At 73.2% G+C, this 25,564-nt stretch carries 28 protein-coding genes; 11 read left to right on the top strand and 17 right to left on the bottom strand.

The window, feature by feature from the left end; genetic code table 11:
* Positions 1 to 29: 29 nt before the first annotated feature.
* From AQJ58_RS27135 to AQJ58_RS27125, 3 genes are all read right to left on the bottom strand, one after another.
* Positions 30 to 407, bottom strand: a complete 378-nt coding sequence (locus AQJ58_RS27135; protein ID WP_067254741.1) for a toxin Doc — start codon at positions 405 to 407, stop codon at positions 30 to 32.
* 3 nt (positions 408 to 410) lie between these two features.
* On the bottom strand, positions 411 to 656 hold the full coding sequence (locus tag AQJ58_RS27130) for a hypothetical protein (RefSeq protein ID WP_067254739.1): 246 nt from the start codon (positions 654 to 656) through the stop codon (positions 411 to 413).
* A gap of 99 nt (positions 657 to 755) precedes the next feature.
* Positions 756 to 3,011, bottom strand: a complete 2,256-nt coding sequence (locus AQJ58_RS27125; RefSeq protein WP_067255156.1) for a glycoside hydrolase family 9 protein — start codon at positions 3,009 to 3,011, stop codon at positions 756 to 758.
* A gap of 475 nt (positions 3,012 to 3,486) precedes the next feature.
* On the opposite strand from AQJ58_RS27125, the gene AQJ58_RS27120 reads away from it, so the two are divergent.
* Positions 3,487 to 5,865, top strand: a complete 2,379-nt coding sequence (locus AQJ58_RS27120) for a SpoIIE family protein phosphatase (protein ID WP_067254736.1) — start codon at positions 3,487 to 3,489, stop codon at positions 5,863 to 5,865.
* 520 nt (positions 5,866 to 6,385) lie between these two features.
* Here the strand turns inward: AQJ58_RS27120 and AQJ58_RS43970 are convergent.
* On the bottom strand, positions 6,386 to 8,383 hold the full coding sequence (locus AQJ58_RS43970; RefSeq protein WP_067254733.1) for a ricin-type beta-trefoil lectin domain protein: 1,998 nt from the start codon (positions 8,381 to 8,383) through the stop codon (positions 6,386 to 6,388).
* A gap of 319 nt (positions 8,384 to 8,702) precedes the next feature.
* A complete protein-coding gene (locus AQJ58_RS27110; protein ID WP_079079264.1) occupies positions 8,703 to 9,632 on the bottom strand; it encodes a helix-turn-helix domain-containing protein in 930 nt (309 codons plus the stop codon).
* 83 nt (positions 9,633 to 9,715) lie between these two features.
* Here AQJ58_RS27110 and AQJ58_RS27105 point away from each other — a divergent pair, with 83 nt between their 5' ends.
* Positions 9,716 to 10,489: a phytanoyl-CoA dioxygenase family protein gene (locus AQJ58_RS27105; protein ID WP_067254728.1), complete on the top strand. Its 774-nt coding sequence runs from the start codon at positions 9,716 to 9,718 to the stop codon at positions 10,487 to 10,489.
* Positions 10,490 to 10,554: 65 nt separating this feature from the next.
* On the opposite strand, the gene AQJ58_RS27100 is transcribed toward AQJ58_RS27105, so the two are convergent.
* The 3 genes from AQJ58_RS27100 to AQJ58_RS27090 all read right to left on the bottom strand — a co-directional run bounded on the left by AQJ58_RS27100 (position 10,555) and on the right by AQJ58_RS27090 (position 12,575).
* Positions 10,555 to 11,523 (bottom strand): aldo/keto reductase, encoded by a 969-nt coding sequence (locus AQJ58_RS27100; RefSeq protein ID WP_067254726.1) that lies wholly within the window; start codon positions 11,521 to 11,523, stop codon positions 10,555 to 10,557.
* Positions 11,524 to 11,597: 74 nt separating this feature from the next.
* Positions 11,598 to 12,104, bottom strand: a complete 507-nt coding sequence (locus tag AQJ58_RS27095) for a flavoprotein (RefSeq protein ID WP_067254724.1) — start codon at positions 12,102 to 12,104, stop codon at positions 11,598 to 11,600.
* Positions 12,105 to 12,113: 9 nt separating this feature from the next.
* Complete coding sequence (locus tag AQJ58_RS27090; protein WP_067254721.1) at positions 12,114 to 12,575, bottom strand: nuclear transport factor 2 family protein; 462 nt, start codon at positions 12,573 to 12,575, stop codon at positions 12,114 to 12,116.
* 174 nt (positions 12,576 to 12,749) lie between these two features.
* Between AQJ58_RS27090 and AQJ58_RS27085 the strand changes: the two genes are divergently transcribed.
* Positions 12,750 to 13,295, top strand: a complete 546-nt coding sequence (locus tag AQJ58_RS27085; protein WP_067255154.1) for a TetR/AcrR family transcriptional regulator — start codon at positions 12,750 to 12,752, stop codon at positions 13,293 to 13,295.
* A gap of 99 nt (positions 13,296 to 13,394) precedes the next feature.
* On the opposite strand, the gene AQJ58_RS27080 is transcribed toward AQJ58_RS27085, so the two are convergent.
* Positions 13,395 to 13,874: a hypothetical protein gene (locus AQJ58_RS27080; RefSeq protein WP_067254718.1), complete on the bottom strand. Its 480-nt coding sequence runs from the start codon at positions 13,872 to 13,874 to the stop codon at positions 13,395 to 13,397.
* 374 nt (positions 13,875 to 14,248) lie between these two features.
* Here AQJ58_RS27080 and AQJ58_RS27075 point away from each other — a divergent pair, with 374 nt between their 5' ends.
* Complete coding sequence (locus tag AQJ58_RS27075) at positions 14,249 to 14,470, top strand: hypothetical protein (RefSeq protein WP_067254716.1); 222 nt, start codon at positions 14,249 to 14,251, stop codon at positions 14,468 to 14,470.
* A 47-nt stretch (positions 14,471 to 14,517) separates the two neighbouring features.
* On the opposite strand, the gene AQJ58_RS27070 is transcribed toward AQJ58_RS27075, so the two are convergent.
* Together AQJ58_RS27070 and AQJ58_RS27065 are read right to left on the bottom strand one after the other, a co-directional pair.
* Complete coding sequence (locus AQJ58_RS27070) at positions 14,518 to 14,742, bottom strand: ferredoxin (RefSeq protein WP_067254713.1); 225 nt, start codon at positions 14,740 to 14,742, stop codon at positions 14,518 to 14,520.
* A gap of 11 nt (positions 14,743 to 14,753) precedes the next feature.
* Positions 14,754 to 15,977, bottom strand: coding sequence for a cytochrome P450 (locus AQJ58_RS27065; protein ID WP_067254710.1), 1,224 nt, complete (start codon positions 15,975 to 15,977; stop codon positions 14,754 to 14,756).
* A gap of 323 nt (positions 15,978 to 16,300) precedes the next feature.
* Here AQJ58_RS27065 and AQJ58_RS27060 point away from each other — a divergent pair, with 323 nt between their 5' ends.
* Positions 16,301 to 16,924, top strand: a complete 624-nt coding sequence (locus tag AQJ58_RS27060; protein ID WP_067254707.1) for a LysE family transporter — start codon at positions 16,301 to 16,303, stop codon at positions 16,922 to 16,924.
* 134 nt (positions 16,925 to 17,058) lie between these two features.
* Here AQJ58_RS27060 and AQJ58_RS27055 read toward each other — a convergent pair whose 3' ends face one another.
* Positions 17,059 to 17,487, bottom strand: coding sequence for a nuclear transport factor 2 family protein (locus tag AQJ58_RS27055; RefSeq protein WP_067254704.1), 429 nt, complete (start codon positions 17,485 to 17,487; stop codon positions 17,059 to 17,061).
* Between the two features lie 136 nt (positions 17,488 to 17,623).
* Here AQJ58_RS27055 and AQJ58_RS27050 point away from each other — a divergent pair, with 136 nt between their 5' ends.
* Positions 17,624 to 18,070: a nitroreductase family deazaflavin-dependent oxidoreductase gene (locus AQJ58_RS27050; protein WP_067254702.1), complete on the top strand. Its 447-nt coding sequence runs from the start codon at positions 17,624 to 17,626 to the stop codon at positions 18,068 to 18,070.
* Positions 18,071 to 18,146: 76 nt separating this feature from the next.
* Here AQJ58_RS27050 and AQJ58_RS27045 read toward each other — a convergent pair whose 3' ends face one another.
* Positions 18,147 to 19,253 (bottom strand): cation diffusion facilitator family transporter, encoded by a 1,107-nt coding sequence (locus tag AQJ58_RS27045; protein WP_079079263.1) that lies wholly within the window; start codon positions 19,251 to 19,253, stop codon positions 18,147 to 18,149.
* Between AQJ58_RS27045 and AQJ58_RS27040 the strand changes: the two genes are divergently transcribed.
* Positions 19,252 to 20,271, top strand: a complete 1,020-nt coding sequence (locus AQJ58_RS27040) for a glutathione S-transferase family protein (RefSeq protein ID WP_067254697.1) — start codon at positions 19,252 to 19,254, stop codon at positions 20,269 to 20,271. The two genes, AQJ58_RS27045 and AQJ58_RS27040, sit on opposite strands and share 2 nt — an antisense overlap.
* 93 nt (positions 20,272 to 20,364) lie before the next feature.
* On the top strand, positions 20,365 to 20,670 hold the full coding sequence (locus AQJ58_RS27035) for a DUF4235 domain-containing protein (RefSeq protein WP_067254694.1): 306 nt from the start codon (positions 20,365 to 20,367) through the stop codon (positions 20,668 to 20,670).
* Positions 20,671 to 20,703: 33 nt separating this feature from the next.
* Here the strand turns inward: AQJ58_RS27035 and AQJ58_RS27030 are convergent, their stop codons facing one another.
* Together AQJ58_RS27030 and AQJ58_RS27025 are read right to left on the bottom strand one after the other, a co-directional pair.
* Positions 20,704 to 21,096 (bottom strand): VOC family protein, encoded by a 393-nt coding sequence (locus AQJ58_RS27030; RefSeq protein ID WP_067254691.1) that lies wholly within the window; start codon positions 21,094 to 21,096, stop codon positions 20,704 to 20,706.
* Between the two features lie 64 nt (positions 21,097 to 21,160).
* Positions 21,161 to 21,625: a PNPOx family protein gene (locus AQJ58_RS27025; protein WP_067254689.1), complete on the bottom strand. Its 465-nt coding sequence runs from the start codon at positions 21,623 to 21,625 to the stop codon at positions 21,161 to 21,163.
* 116 nt (positions 21,626 to 21,741) lie between these two features.
* Between AQJ58_RS27025 and AQJ58_RS27020 the strand changes: the two genes are divergently transcribed.
* Both AQJ58_RS27020 and AQJ58_RS27015 read left to right on the top strand, forming a co-directional pair.
* On the top strand, positions 21,742 to 22,104 hold the full coding sequence (locus tag AQJ58_RS27020) for a DUF1304 domain-containing protein (protein WP_067254687.1): 363 nt from the start codon (positions 21,742 to 21,744) through the stop codon (positions 22,102 to 22,104).
* A complete protein-coding gene (locus AQJ58_RS27015) occupies positions 22,101 to 22,664 on the top strand; it encodes a TetR/AcrR family transcriptional regulator (RefSeq protein WP_067254684.1) in 564 nt (187 codons plus the stop codon). The genes AQJ58_RS27020 and AQJ58_RS27015 overlap by 4 nt, the downstream gene beginning before the upstream one ends.
* 7 nt (positions 22,665 to 22,671) lie before the next feature.
* On the opposite strand, the gene AQJ58_RS27010 is transcribed toward AQJ58_RS27015, so the two are convergent.
* Both AQJ58_RS27010 and AQJ58_RS27005 read right to left on the bottom strand, forming a co-directional pair.
* A complete protein-coding gene (locus AQJ58_RS27010) occupies positions 22,672 to 23,523 on the bottom strand; it encodes a hypothetical protein (protein ID WP_067254683.1) in 852 nt (283 codons plus the stop codon).
* Positions 23,524 to 23,585: 62 nt separating this feature from the next.
* Positions 23,586 to 24,539 (bottom strand): GlxA family transcriptional regulator, encoded by a 954-nt coding sequence (locus tag AQJ58_RS27005; RefSeq protein WP_067254681.1) that lies wholly within the window; start codon positions 24,537 to 24,539, stop codon positions 23,586 to 23,588.
* Between the two features lie 71 nt (positions 24,540 to 24,610).
* On the opposite strand from AQJ58_RS27005, the gene AQJ58_RS27000 reads away from it, so the two are divergent.
* The gene (locus tag AQJ58_RS27000) at positions 24,611 to 25,561 is read left to right on the top strand and encodes an NADP-dependent oxidoreductase (RefSeq protein WP_067254679.1); all 951 of its coding nucleotides are present in this window, start codon (positions 24,611 to 24,613) and stop codon (positions 25,559 to 25,561) included.
* The last annotated feature ends 3 nt before the right edge of the window (positions 25,562 to 25,564 follow it).

The raw sequence follows: 25,564 nt of genomic DNA, 5'->3' as shown, positions 1-25,564 counted from the left end.
GGCCGGCGGCCCACAACGTCCGGGGACGGCTATATCTGCCAGGACCGCAGCCGGTCCGCGGCCCCGTACACATCGGTCTTGCCGTCGATCAGGTCACGGGCGAGGTCGACGAGCGCGCCGTAGGGCGGGTCGATGCCGACGCCGCTGACGTACATGTAGGCCACCGCGGTCGCGCAGGCGAACCGAGCGTTGGCCGACGGCAGGGGCTTGAGCAGGGCGAGGGTGTGCAGCAGGGCGGCGGCCCGCCAGGCCGGGTCGGAGTCGACGCCGAGCCGGGGCGGGTCCACCCGGTGCCGGGCGACGGCCGCGACCAGCGCGGAGAAGTCGTTGACGGTGGGCTGGTCCGGCAGGACCTCTTCGTGGCGCTGGAGCAGCCAGGGCACGTCGATGTGGATGACGGGTGTCATCGGTCAGGCGACCCGCCCCTCGCCCCTGAGGGCGGGTTCGTCGTCCGGGAACGCGGCCGCGAACTCGTCGGCGTGGGCGGAGAAGAAGCGGCGGAACGCCTCCGCCCCCTCCTGCAGTGCCCGGTGCCGCGCGATGTCGGCGGCGGCCGCCTCGCGCACGAGCGCCTTCATCGACGTGCCGCGTTCCTTCGCGATCTGCCGCAGGTCCTCCAGCTCGCGATCGCTGAACTCCACATTGAGGGCTGGCATCCCCTCACGGTACCGCCCGGGTACTTAGTCGTAAATATCCCCAGGTCAAGCGAGCGTCCGGGCGGTACCAAAAGAGTGCCTAGCCGTGCCTGGCCGTGCCTAGCCGACCTTTGCGCGGCCCTGGTCCGCCACGAAGGAGGCCAGCCGGGCGAGGGCGGCGTTCCAGTTGATCGCGGTCTCGTTCGTGGACCAGGACTGGATGTCGTCGATGTAGCAGAACTGACCGACGCACCCCTGGAGTTTGCTCTGTGCGTACGGGTCCTGGATGCCCGAGTTCGCGCCGCCCGCGAGGGTGCCCCTCGGCGGTTCGGGGAGGTTCGGGTCGAGCTGGTGGGCGTACCAGCGGCTGTGCTGGTGGTGGGAGAAGACCTCGCCGTAGCCGGTCACGTAGGAGATGTTGAGCGCGTTGCGGCCGAGGACGTAGTCCATGCTCTGGACGGCCCCGTCGCGGTACTTCGAGGCGCCGGTGAGGTCGTAGGCGGTGGCGATGACGACCGCGTTGTTCAGCACCTGGTGGCTGGAGCCCCAGTCGTAGCGGTTGCCGTCGGGGGCGTAGGGCATGCCGTACGGCTGTGCGGCGAGCGTGGCCAGGTAGGTGTCGGCGCCGCGCACCACCGACCTGCGGACCTTGTCGCGGCCGGGCAGCCGGTTGGGCACGAGTGCGAGGTCGAGGCGGCCGGCCGCGGCCGTGCGGGACCAGTCGAAGCCGTTCGGGCCGAAGATGTCGGCGGTGTGCGCCGGGGAGCCGAGGACGCGGGCGGCGAACTGCTGCTCGCCGGTGGTGAGGTACAGCTCGGCGGCCGCCCAGTAGAACTCGTCGGTCGCGTCGCTGTCGTCGTAGGCGCCGCCGCCGTTGCTGTCGGCGGCGCCGGCGTAGACGTCGGGGTGCGCGAGGGCCGCCGCCCAGGCCTTGCGGGCCGCCTTGAGGGCCTTCGCCGCGAACTGCTTGTCGTAGGGCCGGTAGAGGCGGGCCGCCTGGGCGGCCGTGGCGGCGAGGTTGAGGGTGGCCGTCGTGGTCGGCGGGTGCAGTTCGCGCTTCTGCGGGTCGGCGCCCGGCAGCAGGGGCAGGCCGGTCCACTGCTCGTCGTGGACCTTGTGGTGGGCCATCCCGGCGAGCGGCTGTCCGTCCGGTACCTGCATCTTCAGCAGGAACTCCAGTTCCCACCGGGCCTCGTCGAGGATGTCCGGAACGTGGTTGCCGCTCTCGGGGAGGGCGAGGGTGCCGTCGCCCAGCGCCGCGGGCCGGCCGGTGCGGGCGTGCAGGGAGCGCTCGTAGGTGCTGAGCAGCTCCCAGGTGGCGATGCCGCCGTTGACGACGTACTTGCCGTGGTCACCGGCGTCGTACCAGCCGCCGCTGACGTCGAGGCGGTAGTCGCAGACTCCCGGCTGGCAGGGGACGCTGGTGTCGCCCTGGTTGGGCGCGACGCCGACGTGGCCGGCCGCCCTGCCGTAGCCGGGGCGCAGGTCGTCACGGATCGCGATGCCGCTGCGCTGGGTGTAGTAGTACTTGACCGCGTCCAGCCGCAGCTGCTCGTAGCGGGCCGTCCCGATGTCGAACGGGCGGCTGGTCTCGCCGTCGGCGACCAGGGTGAGGCCCGTGCCGCGCCCCCGGTAGGCGCCGAAGTCGATGGAGTGGACGCGCTGTCCGGAGGAGACGTCGAGGCCGCGCGGCACGGTCCAGCCGTGGGCGAGCGTCGCCCCGGCGGCGTTCTTCAGCCGCCAGGGCAGCTTCTCGGCCGCGTCGGTGACGAGGGTGGCGTTCTTCGGCCCGGCGGGCAGATAGGCGACCTGGTTGACGCGCACGCGCGGCCCGGTGTCCGGCTCGTAGACCTCCGGGGGCACCCCGCCGAGCAGGGAGACGTCGTCCACGCAGAACCGCCACGGATCGGCGCTGCCCCCGACCTGGAACGCGACCTGCCCGTCAGTGGAGTCCACCGGCGAGGTGAAGGTGTACGTGTAGGAGTCACCCGCCTCGTTCAGCACCGGTGTCGCCTCGTACCAGGTGTCGTACGGGGCGACGCCGAGCCCGACGATCGCCCGCACCACATGCCCCTCGGGCACCCCGGAGGCGGCGAAGGAGAAGCGGTACGAGGACCCCTTGACCAGGGTGATCGCGTTCTGTCCGATCGCGGAGTCCCAGCGGTTGGCGGTGCCGCCGGGTACGTCCGCGCACAGGCGTCCGCCGGACAGGCCGGCGGTGACGTTGCTGGTCCACCAGGGGTCGGCGGTGGTGTCGAAGCCACCGTTCCTGACCTGCTCGACCTCGTCGGCACCGGCCTGCTGCACGGGCAGCGCGGTGAGGGCGGCGCCCAGCAGGGCCGCGAGGGAGAGCAGGGCGGTTCTGCGTCGTGTCACGTCCGGCTCCTCGGTCAGCGTCATGGGAGCGCTCCCAAACAGGGGCAGGGACATGCTTGTCCCAGTCATGACACCGCGTCAACGGTCCGGACGAGAACGGTTGTCCGTCCCCGCCCGGACCGCGGCCCGGTCAGGCCTCCAGCTTGCCGGTCCGCACCGCCCCACCGCCCCTCGGACGGTGCCGGGTGCGGCGCCGGCGAGCGTCAGCCGCAGCCGGGAGCCGCGCACCGCGCACCGCGCACCGCGCCGAAAGGTGACCACGGCCGGGGCGTCGGAGTCCGTGGAAGACGCCTGGAGCCTCGCGGGTGACCACTGCATCCGGCGGACCCCGTCGACCAAGCGTTCCCTGACCTCGCCCGGAGGGCGACCGCCCGGCCCCCTGGGGGGTTCCGGTCCACGCGCGGACGGGACGGACTAGGCTGGAACGGATGTGGCGCGCCTGTTCACTGTGAGTGTCCGTGATGGAGTGGCGACGATGAGCCCGGAGTATCCGTTCGACGAGGCCGCGACGGCCAGGGTGGTCGTCGACGACACCGGCACGGTCGTCTGCTGGAACGAGGGTGCCCGCGCCCTGCTCGGCTGGGCGCCCGCCGAGGTCGTGGGCCGACCCGCCGGCGAGCTGCTCGCCACGGGAAAGCCCCCCGCCCCCACCGGCCCCCGCTGGGACGGCACCCTCGCGCTGCGCCACCGCGACGGCCGGACCCTGCGGGTGTGGCTGCTCGCCCACCACCGCCCCGCCCTCCACGACACCCCGGGCACCTGGCTCGTCGTGACCCCGCTCACCTCGGACGGCACCTCGGACGACCCCGGCACCTCGGACGACCCCCTGGACGCGGCCGCCCTGACCCAGGCGCCGTGCGCCGTCGCCGTCTACGACGAGCGGCTCCGGCTGGCCCGGGTCAACGACGCGATGGCCGCCGCGATCGGTCTGCCCGAGGAACGCATCCGGGGGCTGCGGCTCTCCGAGATCGGCGGCCGGCCGCAGAGCGCCGAACTGGAGACGCACATGATCCGGGTGCTCGCCAACGGACGGGCCGAGGACGTCCAGATCTACACCCGCACCGGCGGCGAGGAACGGGCGCACGCCTGGCTGGCCCGGTTCAAGCCGGTCACCGACGCCTGGGGCCGGGTGCGCGGCGTGTGCCTCGCCGCGCACGACTTCACGGAGAACTACCTCGCCCGCGAGCGGCTCCGGCTGGTCAACGAGGCCAGTGTGCGGATCGGCAGCACCCTCGACGTCACCCGGACGGCTCAGGAGCTGGCCGAGGTGTGCGTGCCCGCGCTCGCCGATTTCGTCAGCGTCGATCTGCTGGACCCCGTGGACGGCGGGGATCCGCCCACCCGGCTCGTCGCCCCGCTGGAGCTGCGGCGGGCCGCGCACGACTCCGTCAACGCCGGCAACCCGATGGCCGTGGCCAAGCCCGGGGACGTCCTGCGCTATCCGGCCGGCTCGCCCCAGGCCGACTCCCTGATCGCGGGCCGCACCATCGTCGCCTCCGTGGACGAGCTGAACGCCTGGCTGGCCTGGGACACCCTGCGGGGCGAACGGGTGCGGGAGTTCGGCATCCACTCCACGATGTCGGTGCCGATCCGGGCCCGGGGCACGACCCTGGGCGTCGCGGTCCTCACCCGCTACCGGCGGCCGGACCCCTTCACCGCGGACGACGTGCTGCTCGCCGAGGAGATCACCGCCCGGGCGGCCGTCTGCATCGACAACGCCCGCCGGTTCTCCCGCGAGCGCGACACGGCTCTCGCCCTCCAGCGCAGCCTGCTCCCGCGCTCCCTGCCCCAGACGGTCGCCGTCGACGCCGCCTCCCGCTATCTGCCCGCCGCCCGCGCCGGGGTGGGCGGCGACTGGTTCGACGTGATCCCGCTGTCGGGGATGCGGGTCGCGATGGTCGTCGGGGACGTCGTCGGCCAGGGCATCCAGGCCTCGGCGACGATGGGCCGGCTGCGGACCGCCGTACGCACCCTCGCCGACATCGACCTCTCCCCCGACGAGCTGCTCACCCACCTCGACGATCTCGTCGTACGGCTGTCCGAGGAGGCAGGCGGCGAGGGCAGCCCCGGCGAGGTCGGCGCGAGCTGTCTGTACGCGGTGTACGACCCGGTGTCCCGGCGGTGCACGCTGGCCCGGGCCGGACACCCCGCGCCGCTGCTGCTGCGGCCGGGCGGCGCGCCCCACCGGATCGATCTGCCCGCCGGTCCCGCGCTGGGCGTCGGGGGGCTGCCGTTCGAGTCGGCCGAGCTGGAACTGACCGAGGGCAGTGTGCTGGCGTTCTACACGGACGGGCTGCTCGCGTCCGGCGAGCGGGACACGCAGGCCGGTCACCTGCTGCTCAGCGAGGCCCTCGCCGCGTACTCGGACTCCCTGGACGAGACCTGCGACCGGGTGCTGCACGCCCTGCTGCCGGCCGGGGGCGTCGCCGACGACGTGGCGCTGCTGCTGGCGCGCACCCGGGGAGTGCCGGCGGCGCAGGTCGCGACCTGGGACATCCCCGCCGATCCGGCGCTGGTCGCACCGATCCGCAAGCAGGTCGTGGACCAGCTCGCGCGCTGGCAGATGAGTGAGGCGTCGTTCACGGCCGAGCTGGTGGTGAGCGAGCTGGTCACCAACGCGATCCGGTACGGGGCGCATCCGATACGGCTGCGGCTGATCCACGACGCGACGACGTTGATCTGCGAGGTCTCCGACACCAGCCACACCGCGCCGCACCTGCGGCGGGCGAAGACCTGGGACGAGGGTGGGCGGGGACTGCTGCTGGTCGCGCAGCTCACACAGCGGTGGGGAAGCCGGCACACCACGGAGGGCAAGACGATCTGGGCGGAGCTGGGGCTCTTCGAGGAGGAGTAGGGGGCACGGCGTGGTGAGCCAGACGGGGTGGCGCGTGCGGGCCCCCGCACGATCTTCGCTGCCACCGCCGGCTCCGCGTCTGCTGGCTGGTCTGCGCGAGCATGGCGCACACGGCCCCGTCGGCGGCGAGGCCTCCCGGGCTGCCCAGGCGGCTCGGGAAGGCGGTGCGCCACGGGCGGCGATGTCCGGCCGGAACAGGGGGCAGGCGTAGAGCGTGGCGGCGTCGAAGCCTGGTCGAAGCCTGGGGGCCGGTCCCCAGCACTTTCCCGTTCCTGGCGGGCTATCGGGTCGTCGGGGACGACGCCGGCCGTTCGACCGAGGAGCCGCCGGCCGAGCGGGAGCGTGTCATCCAGCGGCTGGGCCCCTGGTCGCGATCGAGCCCGCCCCGGTGGCACGGACGCCCATGCCATGCCTGGCGTGCGTCCGGGCTGAGCGGGCACTGCCGGGGTGCGACCGCGCTCGGCCACGGCGTCCGTCCCCACTGCGGCAGGCGGTACCCCGCCGCCAACGCCCACCGGTGTCAGTGGCGTCCGTCGCCGCCGTGGCCATAGCCGGACCCGTACCCACCGCCGTAACCGCCGCCGCCGTACCCGCCGCCGCCGTAGCCCGAACCGCCGTTGCCCCAGCCTCCGTAGCCCGGGCCGCCCTCCTTGCCGCTCCAGTTGCAGTAGTACCAGGAGGAGTACGAGCAGGAGGTGCCCGGGGTGGAGCCGCCGGAGGTGGTGGTGCCCGGGGAGCTCTTCGTCGTCGGGGTGGCCGAGGGGGCCGGGTCGGCCGACTTGGGCGTGGCCGCCTTGGGGGTCGGTGTCGGCTTCGGCGTCGAACCGGCGGTGCCGGTTTCGTCGGCGCCCCAGTTGACGAACTCCATCTGCGGGTCGGGCTGCGAGGTGTCGATCACCCAGCGCTGGGCGGTGCCGTTCGCGCGGTTCTTCAGGACCAGGGCTCCCGACCCGTCGGTGGCGGCGGGCGCGAGGGCCAGGTTCTGGTCGGAGCGCGGGACGAGCGTGCCCTGGAGGGTGAAGTCGTACCGGACGCTCTTCGCGGTCCCCGCGGAGGAGTCGGCGCACTCGCCGAGCCGCACGGAGTAGCCGAGGTGGGAGTCGAGGCACAGGTTCGGGTCGGCGGCGCTGCGCAGCAGTCCGTCGGTCTCGTACGTCCACTGCTGGCCGGCGTCAGAGGAGCAGGCGGCCAGTTCGGTGTCGGCGCCCTTGGCCGCCTTGCCCCCGGCGATGCCGATGCACAGCCCGGAGGCGACGTTGTGCAGCCGGCCGCGCAGGGTGCCCTGGGTCTCCTGGTCGGCGATCCAGGACGGGCTGTCGGTCGCGGTGTCGGTGCCCGCGGAGGGCGTCTTGGTGCCCGCGCCTGCGGTCGCGCCGCTGCCGCCGTCGGAGCCCAGGGCGGCCCACGCCACGAGCGGCAGGACGACCATGCCGCTGACCGTCAGGACGGCGGCGGTGAGGTTGCGGCGGCGGATCCGGCGGGCCGCCTTGCGGTCCGAGCGGCGGGACGCGGGACGCAGGGCGACCTCGGTCCCGGAGCCGGGTCCGGCCGCCGGACGGGACGCCTCGGCCCCGCCCCGGGCTCCGGACGCGGCGTCGGGCCTCCGGGGTGCGGCCGGTTCGCCGTCGAAGGCCTCGCCGACGGCCCCCGGATGGCGCTCGCGGGCGGGCGCCGCCGTCCGCTCGCGTCCGTCCGCGGTTCGGCCCTCCAGGTAGGCGCCGGCCGCCCAGCCCAGGATGCCTTCGGCCAGGGCGACGCCGAGGAGGCCTTCGAACTGCAGGAGCTGGTCGGCGGTGTGCGCGCAGTGCCGGCACTGCTCGGTGTGGCCGCGCAGATCGGGGTCGACGTCCAGGCCGCCGCGGCGGCAGGTCACGTCCAGCAGGCGGTGGTAGCGGTGGCACTCGTCGTCGGTGGCCTGTTCGCGGTGGACCTGGAGGACCTCCTCGCGCAGCCGCTCGCGGGAGCGGCGCAGTTCGACGTGGGCGCCCTCCTCGTCGAGTCCGAGCAGTTGGGCGGGGATCGCGAGGGGTTCGGCCTCGGCCTCGCAGTGCCAGAGGAGACAGCGGGCCGACTGGGGCAGCCGGTGGAAGGCGCGGGCGATCATGCGCCGGTTGGCCGGCGGGAGCAGCAGGGCGGCGGCCGGGGTGCCCTCGGCATCCTGGTGGCGCAGGGCGGGGTGGAGCAGATCGCGGCGGCCGTCGGCGTCCCACTCGCCGGCCAGTCGGCGGACGGTGGCCAGCAGGTGGGGGCGCCAGGCGGCGGTCGGGCCGTCCTGGTGCTGGGTCGCGCCGAACAGCCGGGTGAAGGCGGCGGTGGTGAGCATGCCGGCGGCGCGCTCGCCGTCGGTGCACAGCCGCGCGTAGGCGAAGGCCGCCTCCCAGTGCCGGTCCAGCAGCTCCCCGACGGGGTGGAGCGCGGGCGACTCCCCCGCCGATTGGGTCAGTTCCGCACTCAGCTGTTCGTCCGTCGCGTCGAGGCGGCGAGCCGAAGGGGAATTCGACAGGCCTGCGTCATTCACGGCTGCATTCCTCCTGGAGGCATGTCCGAGGGAAGCGGGACATGCGGCAATAGGCAGGGTTCGACACCTGTGAGGTCAGCAAGGGAGTCGGCTCTTGTGAAGCGTGGGGGGTGTGACGGAACACAGGGGTCTCGCGCGCACAGGGGAGAAAACGTTGTCCGTGCGCCGACACGCCACACCTTCGCACAGCCGGACCTGGAGGAACAAGAGATCTCGCCGTTTCCGGCACGGTGTGCGGGGCCCAGGAATTGACGAAACGTCAATGCATTGTCTGAGTTAGGGCGGGTCCCGGTATGGGTGTCCCTTTTTACCGCCGTTTTCAGGGGCCCTTTCCCGGGACGTCCTTTGTGGCGCGCATGCCGTCCCGGTACGCGCCGGGCGGGCTGCCGTAGCGGGCGCGGAACACACGCGTGAAGTGGAACGGGCTCACGAATCCGGAAGCCGCCGCGACGCGTTCCACGGGGAGGCCGGTGCCCTCCAGCAGCCGGGCGGCGTGCCGCAGCCGGGCCTCGCGCAGGGCCCGCATCGGGGACTGGCCGGTCTGCTCGGTGAAGAGATGCGAGAGCCGGGAGGGGGACAGTGCCACCAGGGCGGCGAGTGAGTCGACGGTGTGCGGGGCGCCGGGGTCGGCGGCGAGGAGCGCCTGGACGCGCCGGACCCGCTCGTCGAGGCCGGGCGGCGGGAGCGGCGCGCGGGCGGCGGCCGTGGTGAGCAGGACGGCCTCCTCCAGGGCGCACAGGGCGAGTTCGCGGGCGGTGGTGCCGTGCGCCACGGCGATGCCGGAGCCGTCCGGCGCCTCCTCGGCTTCCCCGGGCCGGCGGGCATCGGCGTACAGGCGCCAAAAGGCGGTCTCGACGCGCGGGTGCAGGGCCTCGGGCACGCGGCTCACGGCGTACAGGCCGTCGTCGGTGCCGTACGGGCGCAGCCACGGCGTCCACGAGGGGCGGGCCTGGCAGTGCGCCCACCAGAACCGCCAGCGGGGGGCGCCGGGGGCGACCGCGTAGCCGTGCGGGACACCCGGCGCGAGGACGACCAGATCACCGGTGCCGGCCCGGACCTCGCTCGCGCCCTGCCGCAGCAGCCCTCCTCCGGCAGTCGTCCAGGTGAACAGCCAGCTGTCCGATCCCCGGGGCCGGTCGATCTCGTACCCCGGGGCCTCGTCGAAGTGGGCCGCGACCACCAGTCCGGGCGGCGGCGAGGGGGCACCGGGTCCGGCAGCGGCGGGCAGGTCGTCAGCAGGCACGGGCATCCTCCGGTGGGCCGGGTCCGCCTCACGATAAGGGGACCGATCAGCAGGGACCGATCACCCGGGACCGATCAAGGAGGGCGCACATGCTGCGGCAGTACGAGGAGGACGGCTTCACGGTCGTCCGGGGGCTGTTCGGACGCGACGAGGTGGAACGCCTGCGTGCGGAGCTCGCGGGACTCCAGGCGGCGGGGCGGGCCGTGCCGGGGCACTTCGAGCCGCGCGCCGGAAACGATCCGCTGGACCGGTACCCCCGGGTGATGCATCCGCACGAGATCAGCGCGCTCGCCCGGCAGGTACTGCTGGACCCGCGGTTGCGGGACGTGCTGGAGACCCTGCTGGGCGAGGAGGTGCTGGCCGCGCAGAGCATGTTCTATTTCAAGCCGCCGGGGGCGCGGGGGCAGGCGCTGCACCAGGACAACTTCTATCTGCGGGTGGAGCCGGGCACCTGTGTGGCGGCCTGGCTGGCGTGCGACGAGATCGACCGCGGGAACGGGGGGCTGGAGGTCGTCCCCGGTACGCATCGGATGGAGGTGTTCTGTCCCGAGGAGGCGGACGAGGAGGTGTCGTTCGCGCGGGAGTACGTGCCGCCGCCGGCCGGGCTGGCGCCCGTGCCGGTGGACATGGCGCCGGGGGACGTCCTGTTCTTCAACGGGAGCCTGGTGCACGGATCTCCGCCGAACCGGAGCGGGGACCGGTTCCGGCGGTCGTTCATCGGGCATTACGTGGGGCGTTCGGCGGAGCGGATCGGGCGGTACTACCGGACCGTGTCCATGAGTGGGGCGAGGGTGCCGCTGGAGGAGAGCGCGGGGGCAGGGCCTTGCGGGACGGAGTTCGCGTCGCCGGAGGGGCCGCATTAGGGCTGGGGCGGGTGCGGGTCCGTCGTGGCTGGTCGCACGGTTCCCCGCATCCCTGGCGGGGCGCCTCAGTGGCCGGCGATGGGGTGGGGGGTGTAGGGGCGCTCCAGTTCTTCCCGTTCCTCCTCGGTCAGTTCCCACTCCACCGCCGCCACCGCGTCCTCGATGTGCCGGGGCTTCGAGGCACCGATGACCGGGGCCGTCACCTGGGACTGGTGGAGCAGCCAGGACAACGCCACCTGGGCGCGGGGGACGCCGCGGCCGGCCGCGATGCGCGAGACCGCGTCGACGACGGTGCGGTCGCCCTCCTGGTAGAGCGTGCCGCCGAAGGTGTCCGTGGCGCTGCGCTCGGTGGCGGTGCCCCAGTCGCGGGTGAGGCGGCCCCGGGCCAGGGGGCTCCAGGGCAGGACTCCCACGCCCTGGTCGGCGCAGAGCGGCAGCATCTCGCGCTCCTCCTCGCGGTAGAGGAGGTTGTAGTGGTTCTGCATGGACACGAACCGGGTCCAGCCGTGCCGTTCGGCGGTGTACTGCATCTTGGAGAACTGCCAGGCGTACATCGAACTCGCCCCGATGTAGCGGACCTTGCCCGCCTTGACCACGTCGTGCAGCGCCTCCATCGTCTCCTCGACCGGGGTGTACGGGTCGTAGCGGTGGATCTGGTAGAGGTCGACGTAGTCGGTGCCGAGGCGGGTCAGGCTGTGGTCGAGTTCGGACAGGACGGCCTTGCGGGACAGTCCGCCGCCGTTGGGCCCCGGGCGCATCCGGCCGTGCACCTTCGTGGCGAGGACGATCTCGTCGCGGCGGGCGAAGTCGCGCAGCGCCCGGCCGACGATCTCCTCGCTGGTGCCGTCGGAATACACGTTCGCGGTGTCGAAGAAAGTGATGCCGGCGTCCAGCGCCTGACGGATCAGCGGACGCGAGGCCTCCTCGTCGAGGGTCCACTCGTGCGTGCCCCGGTCGGGGAGGCCGTAGGTCATGCAGCCCAGACAGATCCGCGACACGTCCAGGCCCGTCGAACCGAGCTTCACGTACTGCATCGATGCTGCTCCTGACTCGGAGGGGAGTACACACGGGGGAGCCTACGTCGACGCCGGCCGCTCCTCGGGGAATCTCACTCCACCAGGTCCAGCGCCCGCTCCCAGCCGAACTCCCCGCCCCGGTGGGGAGGTCCGAAGCGGACGCCCATGCCGCGCAGCCGTATGAGACTGTCCTGGTAGGCGGGGTGGGCGGCGAGGCCGTCGGAGACGCAGGTCAGCACACCGACCGGGACGCCCTGGCCCGTGACCTCGCACAGGGTGCCGAGGGCGAGGGTGTCGGCGACGCCCGCCGCCCATTTGTTGATCGTGTTGAAGGTGGCCGGGGCGACGACGACGGCGTCCGGGTCGGGGAAGGGACGCGGGTCCCCCGGGCTCCGCCAGGCGGAGCGGATCGGGCGGCCGGTCTGCGCCTCGACGGCGGCCGCGTCGAAGAAGCCGTTCATGGCGTGCGGGGTGGCGATGACCCCGACCTGCCACTGCCGCTCCTGAGCGGCGGTGATTAGTCTGCCGACGCCCGAGGCGATGCCGGCGGCGCAGACGACGACGTACAGGAAGGGCGGCTTCTCGTCCGGTGCGGTCACCCGGGAACCCTACGCGAGCGGGAAGGACAGCCCTCGCTCGGAGTCGGGGCGCGGGCCGTGCAGGCGGCGGTCCCCCTCGTCGATCCGTACGTCGTTGATGCTGGCCTCCCTGCGGGTCATCAGGCCCTGCTCGTCGAACTCCCAGAGTTCGTTGCCGTACGAGCGCCACCACCGGCCGTCGGCGTCCCGCGACTCGTACTGGAAGCGGACGGCGATGCGGTTGCCGTCGAACGCCCACAGGTCCTTGCGCAGGGCGTACTCGCGCTCGCGGGCCCACTTGGCGGTCAGGAAGTCGACGATCGCGGCGCGGCCGGTGAGGAAGGTGTCACGGTTGCGCCAGAGGGAGTCCTCGGAGTAGGCGAGCGCGACGCGGTGCGGATCGCGGGTGTTCCAGGCGTCCTCGGCGGCCTGGACCTTCCGCGCGGCGCTCTCCCGGGTGAAGGGCGGGAACGGCGGTCGGGGGTCGGACATGGAAGCGCCTCCTGGCAGGTGGGGCCGCGATGAGTGGGCCGTGACGACAACGGGAGAACGAGCGTTCTCCGCTATGCTGCCACCGTAGAGAACGAGCGTTCTCCTCGTCAAACGGGTCCGGCCCGGCGAGGGGGACCCCGCGGGACGATCGGGAGCACGGTGATGGCGGTGGCCATGGACGGCGCGACAGCGCGCGAGCAGGCGCTCGACGCCGCGGAGACGCTGTTCTACGGGCGGGGTGTGCAGTCCGTGGGGATGGACGAGGTCAGGGCCGCCTCGGGGGTCTCGCTGAAGCGGCTGTACCAGCTCTTTCCCGCGAAGGACCTGCTGGTGGAGGCCTACCTGGAGCGCCGGGACGTGCGCTGGCGGGGGCGGCTCGCGGAGTTCGTGGCGCGGCGGGAGGAGCCCCGGGAGCGGATCCTCGCGGTGTTCGACTGGCTGGAGGAGTGGTTCGCCGAGCCGGACTTCCGGGGCTGCGCCTGGATCAACGCGTACGGCGAGCTGGGGGCGACCTCGGAGCGGGTGGCGGAGCGGGTACGGGCACACAAGCGGGCGTTCCGGGAGTATCTCGGCGCACTGATCGCCGAGGCCGGCCTGCCCGGCGCTCTGACGGGACCGCTGTTCCTGCTGGCCGAGGGGGCGATGGTGACGGCCGGGATCACCGGGACACCGACGCCGGCCACCGAGGCACGCGAGGCGGCGGGGCTGCTGCTGGGGTGAGCCTCGGACACGGGAGAGGCTTGTTCCATGGCACGGAAAGGACGGCGCCCTGACGGGCCCTGCCACGGAGCACGCCGAGAGCACACTTCGGTAGGGAAGCTATCCGTGCAGTACGGCATTGGCTGTGGCGACGAAGGCGTCGCAGGCTTCTTGAGCCGTGCGGCCACGCTGGAGCATGTCCGCTCTGTCTTCAGTCCGGATGATCGCGCTGGTGAGCTCCAGCACCGTGTTGGCCTGATCGCCGAGTTGTTGCACGTCGGCCTGGCTGCTCATGAGCTTGAGGCGGTAGGCGCTGCTGCGTGTCTCCACGTAGAGCCGGTAGGACTCGGCTCGTGCGGTCGCGGCATCTTCACTCGTGGAGTCGGTGTCCCAGCGTGACCATCGGTCGTACTGCGCGCGACGGTAGTCCTCGGCAAGGGCAATGAAATCCGCGCAGTTGTCGAGCAGGCGCTGTTGTCGAAGGTGCGTATGTGCGCGGGCCTCGGCTCGGCAGGCGGACCTCTCCTGGTAGTGGTGCGCGATGACGGAGCCCAGCAAGGTGCCTATCACGGCCAAGGCGCCGGCAATGATCCCCTCCACAGTTGTAGCGGATCACGCCGGAGGCCGGCTGCGCGAGCCGCCTTTCGGTCGTTTCTGCTGGTGACTAATGGTGTGGACGGGTATGTGGAGGCCCGTGGTCATGACCCGGTCTCCTGATCGTGGCAGGTCTCTCCGAGGGCGGCGAGGAGGCACGGCGGGAGTCCCACGCAGCCGCCCTCGGCACCCGACCGCCGCGCCCCGCTCCGACGGCGGCCGCGGGCCCTGTCCGCCCTCGTCGTCCGCCTGGGCGCGCCGGCCCCCGCGGCCGTGGCCGACCCGGCCGGCGCCGCCTCGGGGCCCCGGACGACCGTACGCCGCAACGCCGCCTGGAGGCCTTCGTCGACGGTCCCGGCGGCCCGCCGGGGGCGATCGCCGTGCTGCGACGGGACGGACGCACCCAGGTCGTACGGGCGGGAGTCGCCGACATCGGCACGGCCGGGTACACCCAGCTGATGGCCGCCACCCCGGACGGCCGCCGCTCGCTGACGTTCTCGGTGACGCGTCAGATCAACGCGGACCTGACGCCCGCCCTGCCGGCGCGGATGCGTGCCCTCCAGGAGGACTTCGTCTGCGGCCTGATGCGGGGCAGGGGCTGAACCGGGGGCCCGTGCGGTTCCCCGGCCCGTACCCCCGCCCCGTCGGCTCATCCGTCCGAGGCGGGCACCTCGATGGCGCCGACCGGGCAGGCCCGCGCGGCCTCCCGGACCATCGGGTCCCCGGCGCCGTCCTCCCGGCCGGGCAGCAGCGTGCTGTAGCCGTCGTCGTCCTGGGTGAAGACGCCCGGTGCGGCCAGCACGCACTGGCCGGCCCCGATGCAGACGTCCGTGTCGACGCGGATGGGGCCGCGGGTGGGGTTCTCGCGGTGCATGGCGGTGCCCCTCACCAGGTCACGGGGAGTTCGAGCATCCCCTGGATGGTGTCGCCGGGCTTCCAGCGGACGTCCTCGGCGGGGATCGCGAGCCGCAGGCCCGGCAGGCGGGCGAGGAGGGTGCCGAGGGCGATCTCCAGCTCGGCGCGGGCCAGGTTCTGGCCGAGGCACTGGTGGATGCCGAAGCCGAACGCCACGTGGTGACGGGCGGAACGGTGCCAGTCGAGGGTGTCCGGGTCGGGGTAGGCGCGCTCGTCACGGTTGATCACCGAGGTCGAGAAGACCACGCCGTCCCCGGCCCGGATGGTGGTGCCGCCCACCTCGATGTCCTCGGTGGCCAGCCGCAGCAGCCCGTCCGCGATGGACAGCATCCGCATCAGCTCCTCGACGGCGGCCGGCAGCAGCGCGGGGTCGGCCCGCAGTTCTGCCAGCCGCTCGGGGTGCCGGAGCAGGGTGTAGGTACCGAGGGAGATCATGTTGGCGGTCGTCTCGTGGCCGGCGACCAGCAGGATGACGGCCAGGGCGATCGCCCCGTCGCGGTCCACGGTGCCGTCGCGCAGCCGCTCGTGGACCAGGGCGTCCAGGACGCCGTCCCCGGGCGGCCCGGCCGCCTTGCGGTCGATCAGCGCGCCGAGGTACGCGTCGAGCCGCCCGCGGGCGTCGCGCACCTCCTCGGGCACCCGGCTGCGCAGCATCCGCCGGGACTGCTCCTCGAAGAAATCGTGGTCGGCGTACGGCACCCCGAGCAGCTCGCTGATCACCGTGGACGGCACCGGCAGCGCGAAGGCGGAGACCAGGTCGGCGGGCGGGCCCTGGGCGAGCATCGCGTCGATCCGCTCGTCGACGATCCGCTGGATGGCCGGGCGCAGCGCCGTGGCCCGCTTGAGGGTGAAGTCCGCGACCAGCATCCGGCGCTGCGCGTGGTGCTCGGGGTCGTCGACGTTGAGGAGGGCGGCCCGGCGGTCGAGCAGCGCCTTGAAGCGCGGGGAGGTCGCCGGGTAGCCGGGCCGGGTGCGGTCGCTGGACAGCCGGGGGTCCGCGAGCAGGGCGCGGGCGGTGTCGTGGCCGGTGACGACCCAGGCCGTGCGGCCGTCGTAGAGCGTCACGCGGGACAGCGGGCGGGCGGTGCGCAGGGGGTCGTAGGCCGTGGGCGGATGGTAGGGGCAGGTACGGTCCTGGGGGAAGGACACGGGCTTCGACAGTGGGGGGAGTTCCGACAGTTCCAGTTCCGTCATGAGAGACCTCGCAGACGAAGGGTGCGGCGTGCCGATCTTCATTAGATGCCCGGGGCATCTATAGGACGACAGGGAGTTCGGCCAGATCGGCGAAAGGGACAAGATGGCCGGAACCATCCACTCCGCGAGGACCCGGCTCAGGTTCTTTCGGTGCCGAGGGCCGGACCCGGGACCGAAAATCACTTGCCGGCGGGTGCGCTCTGGCCGCACGATCCGGCCATGCCTCGAATCGACGTTCTTCTGCCGCTGATGTCCGACGCCGTCCTTCCGGCCGGGCTCCAGCAGCAGCCCGTCCGTCCCCGGAGGCCCGGTCCCGCGCGTCCGTGACGGCCGCGCTCGTCGCGGGCCTGATCGCGGGCTACGGCATCGCCGTACCCGTCGGGGCCGTCGCGACCTACCTCGTCTCCCTCACCGCCCGCACCTCCCTGCGCACCGGCGCGTGCGCCGCGCTGGGCATCGCTACCGCCGACGGGCTCTACGCCCTGCTGGCCACCGTCGGCGGGTCCGCGCTCGCCGCCGCGCTGCGGCCGGTGCTGGTGCCGCTGCGCTGGGCCTCGGCCCTGGTGCTGCTGGTCCTGGCGCTGCGCGGCGCCCTGACCGCCGTACGCCAGTACCGGGCCCGTCGGCTCGCCACCCGCTCCCTGCCCCCGCCACCGACCGCCGCCCGCGCCTACCTGGGCCTGCTCGGCATCACATTGCTCAATCCGACCACCGTCGTCTACTTCGCCGCGCTGGTCCTCGGCACCGGCACCACGGACGCCGTACGCCCGCTGGAACAGGGTGCGTTCGTGCTGGCCGCGTTCGTCGCGTCCGCGAGCTGGCAACTGCTCGTGGCCGGGGGCGGCGCCCTGCTCGGTCGCACCCTGACCGGCCACCGCGGACGCCTCGCGACGGCACTCGTGTCGAGCGGGGTGATGACGGTGCTGGCTGTCGGGATGGTGATGTAGACGCGGGTGGGCCGGGGGGCGGAGGACCCAGGGGTCAGGGGGAGGACGACCCGGGCGGGGCAGGGGAAGGACGGCCATTGCGGGGCAGGGCTGAAGGCTCGGCCGACGGTCAGGCAGTGAAAGCCCCGCGCGGGTCACGGAGTGAAGGCTCGGGCGACGGTCAGGCTGTCCTCGTAGACGTGGTGGCGGACGATCAGGCCGTCGCGGACGGTCAGGTGCAGGGCGAACGCGGCCCGGTAGGGGCGTCCGGTGGGGGCGGCGGTCTGCCGTATCTCGCCCAGCGCCACCGCGTCGGCGCCGTCGACGAGGACGTGTTCGACCCGCGTGTCCGCCGCCCCGGGCCGGTGGTGGGCGGCCAGGGACCGGAAGTGGTCGGCCGCCTCGGCACCGGTGAACCGGTGCCGGATCCAGGGCGTCTCGGCGCGGTCGTGCGCGTCCTCGGGCCAGGAGAGCCGCCAGTCGACGCCGTCGGCGTACAGGGCGGCGATCCGCTCCGGGTCGCCCTCGCCGATACGGCGGAGCAGTTCCTCGGTCACGGCGCGGGTGCCGGTCGTCTTCGTCATGGCTCCGAGTGTGCCGACGGGGTGCGGGCGGCGCGATTACCCGGCAGGTAACGGGGGTGCGGATGAAACGAGGGGGCACCGGTGTTGAGGGGATCAGCCGGTCGTGAGCGACCATGTGACGAAAGGGACGGATACCATGCCTCTCGAAGGCGAGTACGAGCCCAGCCCGACCCAGTGGGTACGCGAGCAGGTGGAGTTGTACGAGGGCTCCGGCGGCACCGAGGGCACGACACTGCTGGACACGGGGCTCCCCGTCATCCTGCTGACCACCCGGGGCGCGCGCAGCGGCAAGCTCCGCAAGACCCCGCTGATGCGGGTCGAGCACGACGGGCGGTACGCGCTCGTCGCCTCCCAGGGCGGGGCACCCACCCACCCGGTCTGGTACCACAACCTCGTGGCCGACCCGCAGGTGGAACTGCAGGACGGTCCCGCGAAGCAGGACATGACGGTCCGTGAGATCAGCGGCGCGGAGAAGGCCGAGTGGTGGGAGCGTGCCGTCGCCGCGTTCCCGCCGTACGCCGACTACCAGAAGAAGACCGACCGGGAGATTCCCGTGTTCGTCGCCGAGCCGCAGGGCCGCTGACCGCACGGCGGCGGTGCCCTCGTAGCAGAATCCGTGCCCGGCGCGCATGAACCGGCCCGCACCGGGCACGCGAGAGTCAGGCCCCGCCGCGCTCCCCCGTCGCGGCGGGGCTCTTGCGTGCCCCGTGCGGCGGACGGTCGGTGACGTCGAGGAAGATCGCGTCGGCCTCGGGGACCGCGTCGCCGATGGCGCGCTTGATCCGGTCGGCGACCTCCTCCACCCGCTCGCTGTCCAGGCCCGGCATGAGATCGACGCGCGCGGCGACGAGGGCCGTGTCGAGGCCCGTCTTCATGGTGAACAGCGCCTCCACGCTGTCGATCTCCGGCTGGGCGGCCAGCAGTTCCGCGATACGGTCGCCGGTCTCGGGGTCGGCGGCCACGCCGATGAGCTGGTCGCGGGCCTCCCGGCCGAGCTGGAAGGCGACGAACACGAGGAGCGCGCCGATCGCCAGCGAGGCGGACGCCTCCCATACGACGTTGCCGGTGACCATGTGCAGCGCCATACCGACGGCGGCCAGGGTGACACCCAGGACGGCGGTGCCGTCCTCGGCGACGACGGTGCGCAGGGCCGGGTCGCGCAGCCGGGACGTGCCGCCCTGCCGGCGCACCTGGTGAAGGGCGCGCAGCAGGGAGAGGCCCTCGGCGAGGAGGGCGACGCCGAGGACGATCAGACCGGCCACATAGCCGCTGGTCTTCTCCTCCGCACCGCTTCGGAGGGCCTCCACGCCCTGGAAGAAGGAGAAGCAGCCGCCCATGACGAAGATTCCCACAGCGGCGAGGAGCGACCAGAAGAAGCGTTCCTTGCCGTAGCCGAAGGGGTGGCGCCGGTCGGCCGGGCGGCGGCTGCGGCGCAGCGCGGCGAGCAGGAACACCTCGTTGAAACTGTCGGCGACGGAGTGCGCGGCCTCCGAGAGCAGCGCGGGCGAGCCGGCCAGCAGCCCCCCGGCCGTCTTGGCGGCGGCGATCACGAGGTTGGCGGCGAGGGCCACCAGCACGGTCAGGCGCGTCCGGCGGTCGGCCCGCGCCTTTCGGGCAGGGTCGCGCTTCGGCTTCGGTGTTGTCCCGCTCACCCGTGCCGACTGCCCCGGCAGTTCGGGATCACACCGTGCGGTGCGCGGAAATCGGGGAACGCGGTCAGCAGGTCGCCGAGCCGGGCGGCCGGCGGGAGCAGCGGGAGGTGCCATGAACGACGGGGGCGACGGCAACAGCGGGTACGGGCACCGGCGGTTCCGGCGGTCCAGGAGCCACTTCAGGGACCGGATCACCGCGGACGGCCGGGACGGCTGGCCGGTGACGGCCGGGCGCTACCGCCTCGTCGTCAGCCGTGCCTGCCCGTGGGCGAGCCGGGCGGTGATCTCCCGGCGGCTGCTCGGTCTGGAGGACGCGCTGTCCATGGCGATCGCCGATCCCCTCCAGGACGACCGGAGCTGGCGGTTCACCCTCGATCCGGGCGAGCGCGACCCGGTCCTCGGCATCCGCTTCCTCGGCGAGGCCTACGACCGGCGGGAGACCGGGTATCCGGGCGGCGTCAGTGTGCCGGCGATCGTGGACGTGCCCAGCGGCCGGCTGGTGACGAACGACTACCAGCGGATCACCCTCGACCTGGCCACCGAGTGGCGGGCCCTGCACCGCCCCGGGGCGCCGGACCTCTACCCCGAGGAGTTGCGGGCGGAGATCGACACGGTGATGGCCGAGGTGTACGAGGACGTCAACAACGGGGTGTACCGGGCGGGGTTCGCGCGGGGGCAGGAGGAGTACGAGGAGGCCTGTGCGGCCGTCTTCCGGCGGCTGGAGCTGCTGGGTTCACGACTCGCGCGGCAGCGTTACCTGGTCGGTGACACGATCACCGAGGCCGATGTACGGCTGTTCACCACGCTGGTCCGCTTCGACGCGGTCTACCACGGACACTTCAAGTGCAACCGCTGGAAGCTGACGGAGGACCCGGTGCTGTGGGCGTACGCCCGGGACCTCTACCAGACGCCGGGTTTCGGTGACACCGTCGATTTCGACCACATCAAGCGGCACTACTACCAGGTGCACACCGGGATCAATCCGACGAGGATCGTTCCCGTCGGGCCGGACCTGGCGGGCTGGACGACCCCGCACGGCCGGGAGCGGCTCGGCGGGCGCCCCTTCGGGAACGGCACCGCGCCGGGACCGGTCCGCGCGCAGGAGGAGGTCCCGGCGCGGGGGCGCCCCTGAACCGGTACCGGTCCACGCGGTTCGCAGTGGTTCGCGCAAGCCGCCCGGGTCGGGTATTTCAAGAATTTCGAGGTTTGCGACAAGGAGGACCCGGTGGCCAGGAAGACCAGGAAGAGGAAGCTCCCGCTCGTCTACCAGCCTGTCGGTTTCGTCTTCGGCTGGGCGAGCGGCGCGCTGGCCGGGGTCGCCTTCCGCAAGGCGTGGAAGGCGATCCGGCACGAGGACGACGCCCCCGACGCCCTGGACCGCGATCGTGGCTGGGCCGAGATCCTGCTGGCCGCGGCGCTCCAGGGCGCGATCTTCGCAGCGGTCCGCAGCGCCGCCGACCGCACGGGCGCGAAGGCCATCGAACGGTCGACGGGCACCTGGCCGACGAAGGAGAAGGGGGGCCGGGACTGAAAGGGGCGGGACCTCACGGGCGGTCCCGGACCGTCAGCCCAGTGTGGGGGCCCTGGGGGTGGTGCGGCGCAGGGTGAAGGAGTGGCCCGACGGGTCGGCGTAGCCGCGTTCCTCGTGGGGGCCGGGCGCTCCGTTCGTGTCCAGGGGGCGGCCGCCCAGACCGACGATTCTGCGCTCGGCCTCGTCGAGGTCGTCGACCAGGAAGTCGAGGTGGACCTGGAAGGAGTTCTCGGGGCGGGGCCAGCTCGGCGGGGTCGCGTTGGCGTCGCGGCGGAAGGCCAGCCGGGTCCCGTCGGCGCCCCGGATCTCGACGCGGTGGGCGCAGACGTCGGTCTCCTCCGCGTCCAGGAACCCCTTGTAGAACTCGGCGAGCTGCTCCGGTTCGGCGCAGTCGGGCACCACGACGCCCGCTTTCACCACGGCCATGTCGTCTCCTCCACGAGGTCGGGGACGGGCGGCTCCCGTCCCGGTCCTTGCGGATACCCCGGTTTCAGCCGGCCACCAGCCACTGGCCGTCCCGCATCACCTCGCACCCCCCGGTCTCCTCCCGGGTCCGCCAGGACTCGATCCGTTGCGGACGGATGAGGAAGTACAGGTGGGGCACGGCGAGGGCGCGCGGGTCGAAGCCGGTCTTGCCGGCGAAGATCTCGGCGTCCTCCTCCGGGAGGTCGGCGGGCGGGACGGCGACGGCCCGTCCCTCGATCATGACCACGTCGTCGGCCGGTCCGACGGCGAGACGTGCCACGCCGGTGTCGTGCAGGGCACGGCCGGTGGGCGTGGCGAGCGGGGCGGCGACCAGCAGGACGGTGCCGTCCCAGACGTAGGAGAGCGGGGCCAGCTGGGGGGTGTCGCCGTCCTCGGCGGCGGTGGCGACCCAGACGTCGACGTCGTGTTCCAGCCGGTGGAGCGTGTCGTACTTGCGCTGCTGCGCGGTGCGTGCCGGTGCGGGGGTCATGTCTCCAGTGTGGCCGCGGGCCGCGCCCCCGCACCACGGACCGGCGCCACCCCGCTGGACTTCCTGGACAGGTGTCCCGCTATAGTGGACACCTGTCCAGGAAGTTGAGGGAGATCATGGAAATTCTTGCGGGTGTACTGGTCGCGCTGGTGGCGCTGCTGCATCTCTACATCCTGGTGATGGAGATGTTCCTGTGGCAGAAGAAGCCGGGGATGGGCTTCCACGGGTTCGACGCGGAGATGGCGCGGCGCACCGCCCCGATGGCCGCCAACCAGGGGCTGTACAACGGGTTCCTGGCGGCGGGACTGGTGTGGGGGCTGATCGCCGGGGACCCGACCGGTTTCGCGGCACAGGTGTTCTTCCTGTCCTGCGTGATCGTCGCGGGCGTGTACGGCGCGGTCACCGCCAACCGCCGGATCCTGTTCGCCCAGGCGCTGCCCGGCGCGCTCGCCCTGGCCGCGGTGCTGATCGCGCAGTGATCCGGGCGGAGGCCGAGGACCCGAGGGCGGCCCGGACCCGGTCCCGCCTGCGGGCCGCGCTGCTGGCGGAGTGCGCGGAGCGGCCGCTGGAGGAGGTGGGCGTGGCGGCGCTGGTGCGGCGGGCCGGCGTCGGGCGGGCCACCTTCTACGTGCACTACCCCGATCTGGAGGCCCTCGCCGTCGACGCCTGCGCGGATGTCGTCCGCGAGGCCGTGGAGGCGTTGCACGCCTGGCAGGGGCGGCCGGACCCGGTGCGGGCGCCGGGCGCCCTGGCGGAGTTCTTCGCCTCGCTCACCCCGCACGCCCCGCTCTACCGCACCCTCCTCGCGCCGGGCGGCGGCGGTCCGCTCGGCCGGGTGCTCCACCGGGACCTGCGGGCCTACAGCCTGCGGGAGCGCGAGCGGGCCGGCGCGGCGGACGCCCCGCTGGTGGCCTCGGCCGTCGCCGCGACCTTCGCCGGAGTGCTGGCCGACTGGCTGCACGGCGACCTCGGCGGCACCCCCGCCGAGATCGCCGACCAGGTCTGGCAGTTGCTGGTCGCCCTGCACGCGAGCCGCTGAACGGTCCTCACTTGCAGGCCACCGCCCTCTTCGCCGACGGCCAGGCCTCGACGCCGTCGGGGGTGCGGACGTAGGCCGTCTTACGGTCCTTCGTCAGCCACAAGCGCCAGTGACCGTAGCGGTAGCCGGTGCCGCGGGCGTCGGCCGGCATCCGGACGTCCGCGTCGTACGGGGCGGTGAGCAGGCCGGATTCGAGCACGCCGCCGGGGTCGCGGACGTACTGCCGGTAGCCCTCGCCCCGGCCCGTCCCCAGGAAGTGCGCCTTCTGCCAGCCGCAGTGCTCCGCACCGGCGTGGCTGGTGACGGTGGTGGTCGCGACGCGGTGTCCGTCGCGGTCGGTCCAGATCTCCAGGCCGAGGGAGTCGGTGACGGCGGCGGGGAGTTCGGCCGGGTCGCAGGAGGCGTTCGTCTCCGGGCCCCAGCCCGGTCGGCCCTTCTGGTCCTGGGCGACCACGACCGCGACCTTCGTCCGGCCGCCGACGTCGTACGAGTACAGGACCCGGCCGTCCGCCTCACGCTCCACCCGGTAGCCGGAGCCCGGGACCTGCGGCTGGAACATGTCGAAGAAGAGCCGCAGCCCGTCCTCGGGGGTGTCACCGCCGTCACCGGCGCTCCAGCCGTCGGGGCCGCCGCCGGTGTAGATCTCGCCGTCGCACTCCAGCGCCCGGCCCGCGGCGCCGGACTCGGCGAGCAGGGACCGCGGGGTGTCCGTGTCGAGGGTCGTCGTCGCGACGTCCAGCGGTCCGGTGTACGGCGTCGCCGGCGGCGATCCCCCGACGACGGGGTCCGCCCGCTCCTCCGGCCCACAGCCCACGGCCGTCACCAGTGCCGCTGTCGCCACCGCCAGTCCTCTGCGCATGCGCGCCCCCCGTTCCTCCGGTCGATCCCGTGTCCCTACGACGCCGGAGCGGGCCGGTACGTTCAGCGCGCGGTCTGGAACGTTCTGCGGTAGGCCTGCGGCGAGACCCCGATCGCCGCGTGCAGGTGCTGGCGCAGCGAGGCGCCGGTGGCGAAGCCGACCCGGCCGGCGATCTGGTCCACGGTCAGGTCGCTGGCCTCCAGCAGGTGCCGGGCGTGCACCACCCGCTGCTGGATCAGCCAGCGGCCGGGGCTGACGCCCACCTCGTCCTGGAAGCGGCGGGCGAAGGTGCGCAGGCTCATCCGGGCGTGCGCGGCGAGGTCGGCGAGGGCGAGGGGCTCATCCAGGTGCGCCAGGGCCCAGGCCCGGGTGGCCGCCGTGCTCGCCGGACCGGCCTCGGGCACCGGCTGTTCGATGTACTGCGCCTGCCCGCCGTCACGGAACGGCGGCACCACACAGCGGCGGGCCACCCTGTTGGCGAGTTCGCTGCCGTGGTCCTTGCGGATGAGGTGCAGACAGATGTCGATGCCGGCGGCGGCGCCGGCCGAGGTCAGCACCCGGCCGTCGTCCACGAAGAGGACATCGGGGTCCAGGTCCACCTGCGGGTACATACGGCGGAAGCGGTCGGCGCAGTTCCAGTGGGTGGTGGCCCGGCGGCCGTCGAGGAGACCCGCGGCGGCGAGGACGAAGGCCGCCGTGCAGATCGAGACGATCCGGGTGTCGGGGCGGATCCGGGCCAGGGCCCCGGCGACCGCCGGCGGCAGTTCCTCCGTGAGCCGCTCGGGCGACACGGACGCGACGACGACCGTGTCGGCCGTCTCCAGCACCTCGGGGCCGTGCTCGACCCCCACCGTGAAGTCGGCGTTCGTGTGCACCGCGCGGCCGTCGACCGTGCAGGTCAGCACCTCGTAGCGCCCGTCGGCGGCGCCGAGGATCCGGCTCGGGATGCCGAGCTCGAAGGGGTAGACGCCGTCGAGGGCGAGGACGACGACACGGTGGGGGGCTGCTGCGGACATGGCATGATTCTATCGGAGGTTGGCAATCATGCCATTTCCCGGCGGTGCGGGGCCGGGCAGGCTGGTCGACCATGAGCACTGAGAACACGATGCGAGTCATCGGCCAGGACGTCCTCGGCGGTCCCGAGGTATTGCAGGAGAAGGAGACGGCGCGTCCCGCGCCGCGGGCGAACGAGGTCCTGGTGCGGGTGCGCGCCGCCGGGGTCAACCCGACCGACTGGAAGCACCGCGCCACGGGCGGGTTCCTGGGCGAGCCGCCGTTCGTCCTGGGCTGGGACGTCTCCGGGACGGTCGAGGCGGTCGGCATCGGCGTCGCGACGTTCGTCCCGGGCGACGAGGTCTTCGGGATGCTGCCGTACCCCTACGGCCACGGTTCGCACGCCGAGTACGTCGTCGCCCCGGTCCGTGCCCTGTGGCACAAGCCCGCCGGTGTCGACCACGTCCAGGCGGGAGCGCTGCCGCTGGTCTCGCTGACCGCCTGGCAGGCGCTGGTGGAGAACGCCGGACTCGCGGCCGGACAGCGGGTGTTGGTCCATGCGGCGGCCGGTGGCGTGGGGCATGTGGCGGTGCAGATCGCCAAGGCGCGCGGCGCGTACGTGATCGGCACGGCGAGCGCGGGCAAGCACGCCTTCCTGCGGGATCTGGGTGTCGACGAGGTGATCGACTACCGGGAGACCGACTTCACCGAGGCCGTGAAGGACATCGACGTCGTCCTCGACACCGTGGGCGGGGAGAACGCCACGCGCTCCCTGCGGGTGCTGCGGCCCGGCGGGATCGTGGTGTCGATCCTGCCGACGGGCTCCCGGGAGCTGGAGGAGGAGGCCGCGCGGCTCGGGGTGCGCGCGGTGCGGATGCTCGTGGACGCCGACCGGGCCGGGATGCGGGAGATCGCCGAGCTGGTGGAGGCGGGCAGGCTCCGCCCGACGATCGCGGGGGCGTTCCCGCTGGCCGATGCCGCCGAGGCGCACAGGCTCGGCGACACCGGCCGGACCACGGGGAAGCTGGTCCTGACGGTGGACTGACGG

Origin of the sequence: Streptomyces sp. DSM 15324, assembly GCF_001514285.1 — a bacterium.
Classification (GTDB): domain Bacteria; phylum Actinomycetota; class Actinomycetes; order Streptomycetales; family Streptomycetaceae; genus Streptomyces.
This window is presented reverse-complemented; position numbering and strand designations above follow the sequence as displayed.

What these genes read in the sequence shown, in the direction of transcription:
- AQJ58_RS27040 (WP_067254697.1), top strand. Translation starts at nt 19,252, where the DNA reads ATGAACGACGGGGGCGACGGCAACAGCGGGTACGGGCACCGGCGGTTC.
- AQJ58_RS27090 (WP_067254721.1), bottom strand. Translation starts at nt 12,575, where the DNA reads ATGTCCGACCCCCGACCGCCGTTCCCGCCCTTCACCCGGGAGAGCGCC.
- AQJ58_RS27050 (WP_067254702.1), top strand. Translation starts at nt 17,624, where the DNA reads ATGCCTCTCGAAGGCGAGTACGAGCCCAGCCCGACCCAGTGGGTACGC.
- AQJ58_RS27130 (WP_067254739.1), bottom strand. Translation starts at nt 656, where the DNA reads ATGCCAGCCCTCAATGTGGAGTTCAGCGATCGCGAGCTGGAGGACCTG.
- AQJ58_RS27000 (WP_067254679.1), top strand. Translation starts at nt 24,611, where the DNA reads ATGAGCACTGAGAACACGATGCGAGTCATCGGCCAGGACGTCCTCGGC.
- AQJ58_RS27010 (WP_067254683.1), bottom strand. Translation starts at nt 23,523, where the DNA reads ATGCGCAGAGGACTGGCGGTGGCGACAGCGGCACTGGTGACGGCCGTG.
- AQJ58_RS27120 (WP_067254736.1), top strand. Translation starts at nt 3,487, where the DNA reads ATGAGCCCGGAGTATCCGTTCGACGAGGCCGCGACGGCCAGGGTGGTC.
- AQJ58_RS27025 (WP_067254689.1), bottom strand. Translation starts at nt 21,625, where the DNA reads ATGACCCCCGCACCGGCACGCACCGCGCAGCAGCGCAAGTACGACACG.
- AQJ58_RS27055 (WP_067254704.1), bottom strand. Translation starts at nt 17,487, where the DNA reads ATGACGAAGACGACCGGCACCCGCGCCGTGACCGAGGAACTGCTCCGC.
- AQJ58_RS27110 (WP_079079264.1), bottom strand. Translation starts at nt 9,632, where the DNA reads ATGCCCGTGCCTGCTGACGACCTGCCCGCCGCTGCCGGACCCGGTGCC.
- AQJ58_RS27085 (WP_067255154.1), top strand. Translation starts at nt 12,750, where the DNA reads ATGGACGGCGCGACAGCGCGCGAGCAGGCGCTCGACGCCGCGGAGACG.
- AQJ58_RS27135 (WP_067254741.1), bottom strand. Translation starts at nt 407, where the DNA reads ATGACACCCGTCATCCACATCGACGTGCCCTGGCTGCTCCAGCGCCAC.
- AQJ58_RS27045 (WP_079079263.1), bottom strand. Translation starts at nt 19,253, where the DNA reads ATGGCACCTCCCGCTGCTCCCGCCGGCCGCCCGGCTCGGCGACCTGCT.
- AQJ58_RS27005 (WP_067254681.1), bottom strand. Translation starts at nt 24,539, where the DNA reads ATGTCCGCAGCAGCCCCCCACCGTGTCGTCGTCCTCGCCCTCGACGGC.
- AQJ58_RS27105 (WP_067254728.1), top strand. Translation starts at nt 9,716, where the DNA reads ATGCTGCGGCAGTACGAGGAGGACGGCTTCACGGTCGTCCGGGGGCTG.
- AQJ58_RS27070 (WP_067254713.1), bottom strand. Translation starts at nt 14,742, where the DNA reads ATGCACCGCGAGAACCCCACCCGCGGCCCCATCCGCGTCGACACGGAC.
- AQJ58_RS27065 (WP_067254710.1), bottom strand. Translation starts at nt 15,977, where the DNA reads ATGACGGAACTGGAACTGTCGGAACTCCCCCCACTGTCGAAGCCCGTG.
- AQJ58_RS27100 (WP_067254726.1), bottom strand. Translation starts at nt 11,523, where the DNA reads ATGCAGTACGTGAAGCTCGGTTCGACGGGCCTGGACGTGTCGCGGATC.
- AQJ58_RS27020 (WP_067254687.1), top strand. Translation starts at nt 21,742, where the DNA reads ATGGAAATTCTTGCGGGTGTACTGGTCGCGCTGGTGGCGCTGCTGCAT.
- AQJ58_RS27030 (WP_067254691.1), bottom strand. Translation starts at nt 21,096, where the DNA reads ATGGCCGTGGTGAAAGCGGGCGTCGTGGTGCCCGACTGCGCCGAACCG.